At 64.0% G+C, this 8,779-nt stretch carries 10 protein-coding genes; 4 read left to right on the top strand and 6 right to left on the bottom strand.

The window, feature by feature from the left end:
- On the top strand, positions 1 to 374 hold a 374-nt coding region (locus tag EN914_RS14450; RefSeq protein ID WP_245497818.1), incomplete at its 5' end, for an FGGY-family carbohydrate kinase.
- Positions 371 to 1,222 (top strand): TIGR01459 family HAD-type hydrolase, encoded by an 852-nt coding sequence (locus EN914_RS14445; RefSeq protein WP_024503721.1) that lies wholly within the window; start codon positions 371 to 373, stop codon positions 1,220 to 1,222. The genes EN914_RS14450 and EN914_RS14445, both read left to right, overlap by 4 nt.
- On the opposite strand, the gene EN914_RS14440 is transcribed toward EN914_RS14445, so the two are convergent.
- Positions 1,209 to 2,219 carry a sugar-binding transcriptional regulator gene (locus EN914_RS14440; RefSeq protein ID WP_024503720.1) on the bottom strand — a complete coding sequence of 337 codons (1,011 nt, stop codon included), beginning with the start codon at positions 2,217 to 2,219 and terminating at the stop codon, positions 1,209 to 1,211. The two genes, EN914_RS14445 and EN914_RS14440, sit on opposite strands and share 14 nt — an antisense overlap.
- A gap of 156 nt (positions 2,220 to 2,375) precedes the next feature.
- Here EN914_RS14440 and EN914_RS14435 point away from each other — a divergent pair, with 156 nt between their 5' ends.
- Entirely contained in the window at positions 2,376 to 3,173 is a 798-nt protein-coding gene (locus EN914_RS14435; RefSeq protein WP_024503719.1) for a hypothetical protein, read from the top strand.
- A 14-nt stretch (positions 3,174 to 3,187) separates the two neighbouring features.
- On the opposite strand, the gene ptsP is transcribed toward EN914_RS14435, so the two are convergent.
- The 5 genes from ptsP to EN914_RS14410 form a co-directional block, all read right to left on the bottom strand.
- Positions 3,188 to 5,167, bottom strand: coding sequence for a phosphoenolpyruvate--protein phosphotransferase (gene ptsP / locus EN914_RS14430; RefSeq protein ID WP_024503718.1), 1,980 nt, complete (start codon positions 5,165 to 5,167; stop codon positions 3,188 to 3,190).
- A gap of 56 nt (positions 5,168 to 5,223) precedes the next feature.
- Complete coding sequence (locus EN914_RS14425) at positions 5,224 to 5,604, bottom strand: PTS glucitol/sorbitol transporter subunit IIA (RefSeq protein ID WP_013529330.1); 381 nt, start codon at positions 5,602 to 5,604, stop codon at positions 5,224 to 5,226.
- 108 nt (positions 5,605 to 5,712) lie between these two features.
- Entirely contained in the window at positions 5,713 to 6,714 is a 1,002-nt protein-coding gene (locus EN914_RS14420) for a PTS glucitol/sorbitol transporter subunit IIB (protein ID WP_024503717.1), read from the bottom strand.
- A 16-nt stretch (positions 6,715 to 6,730) separates the two neighbouring features.
- Entirely contained in the window at positions 6,731 to 7,492 is a 762-nt protein-coding gene (locus EN914_RS14415; protein ID WP_013529328.1) for a PTS glucitol/sorbitol transporter subunit IIC, read from the bottom strand.
- An 88-nt stretch (positions 7,493 to 7,580) separates the two neighbouring features.
- The gene (locus EN914_RS14410; protein WP_013529327.1) at positions 7,581 to 8,018 is read right to left on the bottom strand and encodes a transcriptional regulator GutM; all 438 of its coding nucleotides are present in this window, start codon (positions 8,016 to 8,018) and stop codon (positions 7,581 to 7,583) included.
- A 196-nt stretch (positions 8,019 to 8,214) separates the two neighbouring features.
- Here EN914_RS14410 and EN914_RS14405 point away from each other — a divergent pair.
- The coding region (locus EN914_RS14405) for a hypothetical protein (protein ID WP_127389134.1) at positions 8,215 to 8,779 on the top strand (565 nt) is incomplete at its 3' end.

The following is an 8,779-nucleotide window of genomic DNA, read 5'->3' as shown; positions in this document are numbered from 1 at the left end:
CGACAATCGACCCGGAGCCGGGCCCCGGCTTCGATTCCTATCCGCTTCCCGCCACGGGCGAACGGTTTCCGATCGCCGATCCGGCGCTGCCGCCTCGCCTTGCGCCGCGGCCGGCGGACGACGCCGATTATCTGAAAGCGATGTTCGAAGGCATCGCCGCGATCGAAGCGCTCGGCTATGACAGGCTTGCCGAACTCGGCGCGCCCACGCTGATATCGGTCAGGAGCGTCGGAGGCGGGGCAGCGAACCCGGCCTGGACGGCAATCCGGCGTCGCAGGCTCGGCGTCGATTTCCTGCCCGCGCTTTCCGACGAGGCCGCCGCCGGCACGGCGCGGCTGGCGCTGATGGGTGCAAGCCGGGCAGGACTCCTATGAGCGCGAAAACGATCGAACGTCTCGACGGCCTCGGGCCGCTGGCGGAGCGCTATAATGTGTTCCTGCTCGACCAGTTCGGCGTGCTGCACGACGGCACGCGGCCCTATCCAGGCGCGGTGGCAGCGCTATCGGCGCTGAAACGCGCCGGCAAGACGGTGGTGCTGGTTTCGAACTCCGGCAGGCGGGCTCAACCCAATGAAAGCCGGCTCATAAAACTCGGCTTCGAACCGGGAAGCTGGGATCATTTCGTTTCTTCCGGCGAGGTGGCGTGGCGATCCTTTGGGGAGATGGCAACGTCGGGAAAGCTGCGCCCGGGGACAAAATGCCTGCTGATCAGCCGCGACAATGACCGTTCCGCGATCGAAGGCCTGCCATTTGCGCTGACCGGGTCCGGCGATGAGGCCGAGCTGGTGCTGATCGCGGCCAGCGAGGGTGACCGCTTTGACCTTGACCATTATCGCAGACTGTTCGCGCCGGCGGCGGAGCGGCGGGTGCCGTGTTTCTGCACCAATCCCGACATGATCATGCTGACGGCCGTTGGCCCTCGCTTCGGCGCCGGCCGGCTGGCCGATCTCTACGAAAGCCTGGGCGGCAGCGTTACCCGCATCGGCAAGCCCGACACGGCGATTTTCGACGCCGCGCTGGCGCTGGCCGGCGAGCCGGACCGTGGCACCGTGGTCTGCGTCGGCGACAGCGTCGAACACGACATATCGGGGGGAAACAGCACCGGCATCGCCACCGCGCTGGTGCTGAGCGGAATACTGGCGGACACACCGGATCTCGCCGCTGTTTTCGACGAACAGCAGGCCTGGCCGGACTACATCATGGACAGCTTCAGCTTCCGCTGACCGCTTCCAGCATGCGCCGCGCGCTCTCCTCGTCGGTGATCAGGATGGTTGGGGCAATGAGGGTCATGGCGCCGAGCAGCGCTTCGGTCTTCTCCTCGCCACCGGAGGTGAGGATGCGGATCGGCGCCTTTCGCAGACGGTCGACATCCACCGACATCACGTGGCTGTTGACGGGATGGTCGACCAGATCGCCGTTGCGGTCGAAGAAATGGAACAGGAGGTCACCCACGGCGCCACGCGCAAGCAGGGCCTCCCGATCCGCCTCCTTGAGGAAGCCACCACGAGAGAAGGTGGTGGCCGAGGCGATCCCGCCGACGCTCAGCAGAACGGCATCGAGCACGTCGGCCATTTCGAAAATCTCCTGCAGGCCGCAGCGCTCGATCAGGGCGATCTTGGTCTCGACGCTGTCGACCACGGCTGGTGTCGGCATCAGATAGCCGTCGCCCTGGAATATCTGAGCGAAGCGCCAGGCGAACTCGGCTGGGTTGACCCGGCGCACGACGCCGACACCGCCAAGCAGCGAAATCACCTTGAAGTCGGTGAGCGACTTGGCGCTGATGAAAGGCAGGCTCGAGAACAGCGTCTGCCCCCAGCCGACACCGACCCGCATGCCGGACTTCATCGTGTCCGACAGGAAGCTGCCGGTCTTGGCGCTGATCGCTGGTATGGGATCGGCATCGGCTGCCGAAAGCGGCGCCACCAGCGCCTGCTGCAGCCCGAACGTCTTCTCCAATGCGCGCTCAAGCCGCACGATTTCCGACAATTCGCTCTCGATGGTGATCTTCACTTCGTTGCGCGCCCGGGCATCCGCCAGCATGCGCACGATGGTGACGCGACCGACGCCGAGCACGTCGGCGATCTCGTTCTGCGTCATCTGTTCGACGAAATACATCCAGGCGGCGCGAATCCTGAGGCGATCCGTCCGGCTTTCGCTGGCGACCAGCTCGGTTGCCTCGCCTCGACCGTCTTCGCTTTCGCCCTGTCGTCGTCTGCCCAAGTCTGTCTCTCCCCCTGCGGCGACGGACGAGGGCGCCGCCGCCGATTCTGCATGCTGGTCTAGTATCGCCTATTGATCTACCTATCGATAGGAACAATGTAGAGAGTGGCGGCTGCCCCGGTCGGCTATCCGCAGCAAATTTCAAGGCGATCCGCGATGCTCCGACAAATCTCCGAAGATGTCCGCGTCAATCTGAAGGACCGGCTGCGGGAAGTCCGCGAAATCATCCGCCAGAGCCGCCATGACGGCAGCGGCCATGCCAGCATCCTGCGCGAAGCAACCAGCCATCTGCCACCGTTTCCAGGCAAGGGCATCGAAGGCCTGCTCAGCCATGCCGCGAGTGCCGTCGACGAAGCACTGTCGATCGCCGAAGCTTTCGTCCCGCATGAGCGCCCGATCAAGGTGGACGGCACCACGGTGAAGGGCCTCGGCACCTATTTCCCGGTCGGCAACGAGGATCGCCAACTGGACGCCGAGCGCCTATTCCGGCGCGATATGTATTATCTGACCAAAGCGGTGCTTGCCGGCCTGAACATCGACAATGCCCGCATCCACGAAGCCGATTTCGCGGCCGTCCATGCCACGATGCGCAAGCGGCATGGCGATCTCCTGGCCGCATTGGCCGCGCCGGGTGCCGGACTGCAGGCAATCGCGGCCACCTGCTCGGCGCTGCTGGTCGAGTGCCTCAATCAGCGTCCCGTTCGCTTTGCCGAGACCGAGCCGGGAACGCCGGCGGGCGGCCGGGCGCTCGACATAAGCTGCCTGGCGCCGCTCGCTTTGGCCTGCGGCCTGGCGACCACCGGCAGGGACGGCGCGCCGGAGCCGGATATGCTGGAGATCGCCATCCTGGCGGCGGATATTCGCCACGATCGCATCGTTCAGGCTTGCGCCAAGGCAAACCCGATCGCTGAACTGACCCCGGTCTTCGCCACCTTGCTTGCCCATCTGCCGTAGTCAGCCGGCCTGGGCTAGCCTTCGGCGGCCATGGCCATGATCGCTTTCTTGGCGCGCTGGATCGAAGCCGGGCTCATCGAGAGTTCGGTCAGCCCCATCTTCACGAAAGTCGCAATCAGATCCGGACGGCCGGCCGCCTCACCGCACATGCCGACCATGATACCGGCGGCGACGCCGGCTTTTGCTGTCATTTCGATCGCCGACATGACGGCCGGATTGGTGACATCGTTGAGCTTGGCGACGGTCGGATTGAGCCGATCGGCGGCCATGATGTACTGGGTCAGATCGTTGGTGCCGATCGAGAAGAAAGCGACCTCCTTGGCCAGCGCCGGGGCGATCAGCACGGCGGCCGGGGTTTCGATCATGACGCCGAGGTCGAATGATGCGTGCGGCACGCCTTCGGCTTTCAGCTCGGCTGTGCATTCGTCGACCAGCACGCGCGTCTGCCTGACCTCCGAGAGGTCGGACACCATCGGCAGCATCACCTTGATGTTGCCGTGCACGGCTGCGCGCAGCAGCGCCCGCAGTTGGCGCTTGAAGATGTCGGGCCGGTCGAGACACATGCGGATGCCGCGCCAGCCGAGGAAGGGGTTTTCCTCGTCGGGAAATTCGATGCCGGCAATCGGCTTGTCACCGCCGATGTCGAGCGTGCGCACAATGACCGGATAAGGCGCAAAAGCCTTGGCCAGCGCCGCATAGGTCTCGGCCTGCATGTCTTCCGAGGGCAGATGCATATGGCGCATGAACAAAAGCTCGGTGCGGAACAGGCCGATGCCCATGGCACCAGCCTCTTGCGCCGCTTCGATTTCCTCGAGTGAGCCGATATTGGCCGCCACCTCGATGATCCTGCCGTCGGCGAGCTTCGGCGTCACCGTCTTGAAGATGGTCAGCCCGGCGCGCTCCTTTGCCGCCGCTTCGACGCGGCCGGCGAAATCGGCACGGGTCGCCTCGTCGGGGTCGATGATCACATGGCCGGCATTGCCGTCGAGCGCGACGTCTCGCGCGGTACGCAAGGCATTGACCTGGTCGCCGAGGCCGAGCACGGCCGGAATGCCGTGCGAGCGCGCGATGATGGCGATGTGCGAGGTGGCGCCGCCATGACCGCACACCACGCCGCCGATACGCTTCAGCGGCGCGCGTGCCAGATCCCAGGCGCCGATGTCGTCGGCGATCAGGATAGCCCCTTCGGGGATGTTTTCGAGGCTGACATCGTCTTGGCCCAGCAACACCAGGCAAATCTGCCGCCCAAGGGCGTGGACATCATCCGCCCGCGCGTTGAGATAGTGATCGTCGACGGCGCTGAATTCGGCGGCAATGGTGGAGGCGGCGGTGATGACGGCGGAAACCGCGTCGTTGCCGCCCTTGATCAGGCCCTCGGCCTCACCAGCCAGGCTGTCGTCGGCGGCGATATCGCGCAGCGCGGCGACGATGCCGCGGTCTCCAGCCGACAGGCTGTCCTGCGCCAACGCATGATCCATGCGGGCCTGGACCGCGCCGACGGCCGTGCGGAACCTGTCGATCTCGCCTTCTATCTCCTCGGCCCGCAACATGCGGCCCTGTCCGGCGATATCGGGTGGGAAATGCGCAAAGGCCGGGCCGATGGCGAAACCTTCGCTGGCGGCCACGCCACGCAAGCGGTTTGCCCCGCCAGGTGCCGCCGGCATGGATCCCGGCGCGGGTGCCGCTTCCTGCCCGGCATCGTTGGCCGGGCTCTGCGCTTCCGCTTCATCATCGAGGCCGGCCCGCGGATTCTCGAGATAGCCGATCAGCGCCTCGAGCGCCTCGATGGCATCGGCACCATTCGCCCGCACCGTGACTTCCTGGTTCTCCTTGACCGCCAGCAGCATCAGCTTGACCGAACTCTTGGCGCTGACCGCCTTGCCGTCCTTGACCAGTTCGACGTCGGATTCGAAGCCCTTGGCGAGCTTCACGAACCGCGTCGCGGGACGGGCGTGCAAACCTTCATGCACTCTGACGATGGTCGAGCGTTCCATGGCAAATACTCTGGTTTTGGGCGCCGCTCCCAACATGGGCCGCGGCGCGAATGCTGTCAGGCGGCGATGGTGATGATCGCGCCGGTCTTCAGGGCGGCCACGAGCGCTTGCGGATCGACTTGCGACGCACAGATCTCGCCCGGTCTCTCGGCTTCGGTAGCGCCGTTGAACGAAATGACGACATGGCCCATTTCCAGCACCTTGCTCCACGCGCTGGAGCCGACCGCTGTGATAACAGCGGCAACCGGGCCGAGGGTGATCGAAGCGCCCTTGGCGGGCGCTCCGTCACTTGGTCCCTGCTCCGCCTTGTGGAGCACCGAAACCTCGGCAAGCTCCGGCGGCGAGCCATCCGCAAACAGGATGACCACGCCCCCTTCGGCAAGGTCCGCCACTTCGGGGCCGATGGCAGTGACCCGTGTTCTCAAAAGAACCGTCATATGGCGAACCTCATTTTCTCAACTTTCCCTAGAGCGGTGAACCGCTCTATCTCTTTGTTTTGACGCAGTTTCCAAGGGAAAGCATTGTGCGCTTTTCCCGGAATTGCCTTAGAACACGATCAGGCTGACGACCCAGGCGATCAGCACCGAGACCGGCCCCATGATCTGGCGGCTGATGAGCACCGCCGGAACGCCGATTTCGATCGTCTTAGGCTTGGCCTCGCCGAGCGCCAGGCCGACGGGGACGAAGTCGCAGCCCACCTGGGTATTGTAGGCAAACAGCGCCGGCAGTGCCATTGCCGGCGAAATCGTGCCGTTGGCGATCTGCGGGCCGATGATGGCGACGCCGATGACCTGCGCGATGACAGCGCCTGGCCCGAGGATGGGCGACAGGAACGGCAGGCCGCAGATCGCCGAGATGATCAGCAGGCCGACGATGTTGTTGGCCAGCGGACCCATCGGCTGCGCCAGCACATCGCCGATGCCGGTATACAGGATCAGACCGATGAGCATGGTCACGAAGGCCATGAACGGCAGCACGTTGCGGATGACCTGGTCGATGGTGCGGCGGCCGGCATTGAAGAAGATGCCGACGATACGTCCCATGACGCGGCCGATCGTGCTGATGAGGCCGATCAGCCCACCTTCGCTCGGCAGCGGCTGTGGTGCCGCGGTCGCATTGTTGCTTGAACTCATCGCTGCTGCTCCCCCTGCAGTCGTGATCGTTTCGGATCCGTCCGCCATTGTGATGTTGGCCGGCTTCACGCCCGAAACGTAGATGTCCTCGGTGATGAACTGGGCCAGCGGCCCGGATTGACCGACCGGCGTCAGATTGACGGTCGGGATACGTTTGCGCGGATAGACGCCGCATCGTGCGGTGCCGCCGCAATCGACGACGACAACCGCCATCTCGCTTTCGATCGGCGGTGCCCTGAAGCCGTCGACGGCCTCGGCGCCGGTCATGTCGGCGATGAGCTGCGCCACCGGGTGAATGCCACCACCGGTGACGGAAACCACCTTGCTGCGCTGTTCGGTCGGCTCGATGATGAGCGGGCCACCCCAGCCGGTTTTGCCCTGGGAGATCTTTACGGCTTTATATGTCTTGGCCATGATGTCCTCCCCGCCCTTACAGCTCGACGCCTTGGCGGCGTGCCATGATCGCGGTGATGCGTTCGGTCAGCATGCCCTTGAGCAGGATGACGACGAGGCCGACGATGGCGTACCAGATCGCCACCTTGACGTGGTAGCCGGCGACGACGACGCCCTTCTTTTCCAGCTCCAGCAGCGCGACGAGAATGCCGCCCCAGACGAAATACTCGCCGGGATTGATGTGCGGGAACAGGCCGAGCGGCGGGTGCACATAGGACACGGCCGCGTCATAGAAGGCTGGCTTGTGCTTTTCTTCCAGGAACGATCCGAACGTATAGGCCATCGGATTGGTGAGGAAGAACACCGCCAGCAGCGGCAAAAGCGTGTAGCGCGTCAGCGCGATCCGACCGGCGCCGCGCGCCAGGCCATGCACGCGCTCTTCACCGACCAGTTCGGTGACGGCATAGAAGGCCGTCATCAGCACCACCAGCGTCGGAATGATGCCGGTGACGAAGCCGGCGAAGACCTCGCCACCCTTCTGGAAGATGCCGATGAAGTACTTGCCGATGGCGGTCAGCCAGCCGAGCTGCTCTTCCTGCTGGACGTCCTTCAGCTTTTCCTTGAACTGATCGACGGTGATCGGTCCGCTGTCCGCTTGTGCGAGGACAACGAGATGGTCGGAGGCATGCTCGACAGCGAGCTTGCCATGCAATGCGGCATCCGAAACCATGGCACCTGCGACATGCAGATTGTGCACGGCCATGTCGGCATGCTGCGCCAACAACGAAAATACAGACATTTCTCCTCCTTATGCCACCCGCCGGTTGATCCCAGTCGGTGCGCGGCGTCCTCTATCCCTTTGATTTAGAGCCCGAAATCATCCGGCTCTAAGCCCTTGCTACGTTCAAACCGGACAGGCCCGGCTTCTTCCCCGGCTCCGACCGTGTTTTGTCGATCTGCTCGATCGCCCGTTTCACGGCCTCGGCCACACCGGGTTCCCCCTCCCCCATGATTGCAGGGTTGGACCGGAGTCGATCGAGGGGAACACCCTCGAATTCTTCATGTCTCTTGAACTTGGTGAAGACGGAACGGCCGCTCATCACCATCAGGCGGCGCACGACCAGATCGGGCGTCACCACCACGAGCGCGATGGTGCCCTTGGCCAACCGGCCGCGAAAATTGCCGGCTCCGACGAAGCCGTCCTTGTACTGGTCGGTGACGCCCCTGAAGACATCCGAATAATGCCGCATCTGCAGCCAGACGCCGAGCGACTGCAGCGCCCACACGATAACCAGCAGAAGCAGTCCCCACTGCCAAATCGCCATTCGGTTCTCCTCCCGAAGCCTCAGTTGAATCGCACCTTGGACCGGCGCGTGACAACAGCAAAGTGAGAACATTTGTTTCCGAGAATGTCAATATGTATGATATTGGGCTCTGAAGCGGTCATCTACAGGGCCGCTGACAGATTTCGGCGGCGGCGCGCTTGTGCTAGGCTGACCGGGAAACAGGATACGAGGAAACATGGACCTGCCCTTCAGGGACGAACTGGCCTTGATGCCCGATCTTCGCCATCGGCTGCGGCAGTTGCGCTGGTTCCGCGCCACCTTTCGCGGCAGCGCCAAGGTGGTCTCGGACACGTTCGGCGTGCGCTTCGAGATCGACGAGGCCAAGCTCACCAGGGCCTTTCTCGACTGGGTCGAGATCATGGAGGCGCAGAAGCGCTTCGCCGCGATCGACCGCGCCGACTTCATCGTCTTTGCCGCCGGCCTCGTGCTGCGTGAGCTGATAAAACAGGCGCCGGCCAAGGAAATCTCCGGCCTCACGCAGCTGATCGAGACGGAAACGAACGCCGGCACGCTGGAAATCGTCCGCTTCTGGCCGGAGGGTTTCCTCTACACCAACTACTGCGTCTCGGTGATTTCGGCGATCCACGAGCAGGAATTCGGCACGGCACCCGGCATCGACAAATGCGCCGACGATTTGCGCACCTGGTGGTCCTATCGCGAGAATGTGACCGAGATGCCGGCCTATGCGGTGGCTTTCCTCGACCGCTTTCTCGGCGCCGAACCGAACTGGATCACCCCGG

Source organism: Mesorhizobium sp. M7A.F.Ca.CA.001.08.2.1 (genome assembly GCF_003998455.1).
Classification (GTDB): Bacteria; Pseudomonadota; Alphaproteobacteria; order Rhizobiales; family Rhizobiaceae; genus Mesorhizobium; species Mesorhizobium ciceri.
Note: the sequence above shows the minus strand (reverse complement) of the source record. Positions and strands in the feature narration are given on the sequence as shown.

What these genes read in the sequence shown, in the direction of transcription:
- EN914_RS14445 (WP_024503721.1), top strand. Translation starts at nt 371, where the DNA reads ATGAGCGCGAAAACGATCGAACGTCTCGACGGCCTCGGGCCGCTGGCG.
- EN914_RS14435 (WP_024503719.1), top strand. Translation starts at nt 2,376, where the DNA reads ATGCTCCGACAAATCTCCGAAGATGTCCGCGTCAATCTGAAGGACCGG.
- ptsP (WP_024503718.1), bottom strand. Translation starts at nt 5,167, where the DNA reads ATGGAACGCTCGACCATCGTCAGAGTGCATGAAGGTTTGCACGCCCGT.
- EN914_RS14425 (WP_013529330.1), bottom strand. Translation starts at nt 5,604, where the DNA reads ATGACGGTTCTTTTGAGAACACGGGTCACTGCCATCGGCCCCGAAGTG.
- EN914_RS14420 (WP_024503717.1), bottom strand. Translation starts at nt 6,714, where the DNA reads ATGGCCAAGACATATAAAGCCGTAAAGATCTCCCAGGGCAAAACCGGC.
- EN914_RS14415 (WP_013529328.1), bottom strand. Translation starts at nt 7,492, where the DNA reads ATGTCTGTATTTTCGTTGTTGGCGCAGCATGCCGACATGGCCGTGCAC.
- EN914_RS14410 (WP_013529327.1), bottom strand. Translation starts at nt 8,018, where the DNA reads ATGGCGATTTGGCAGTGGGGACTGCTTCTGCTGGTTATCGTGTGGGCG.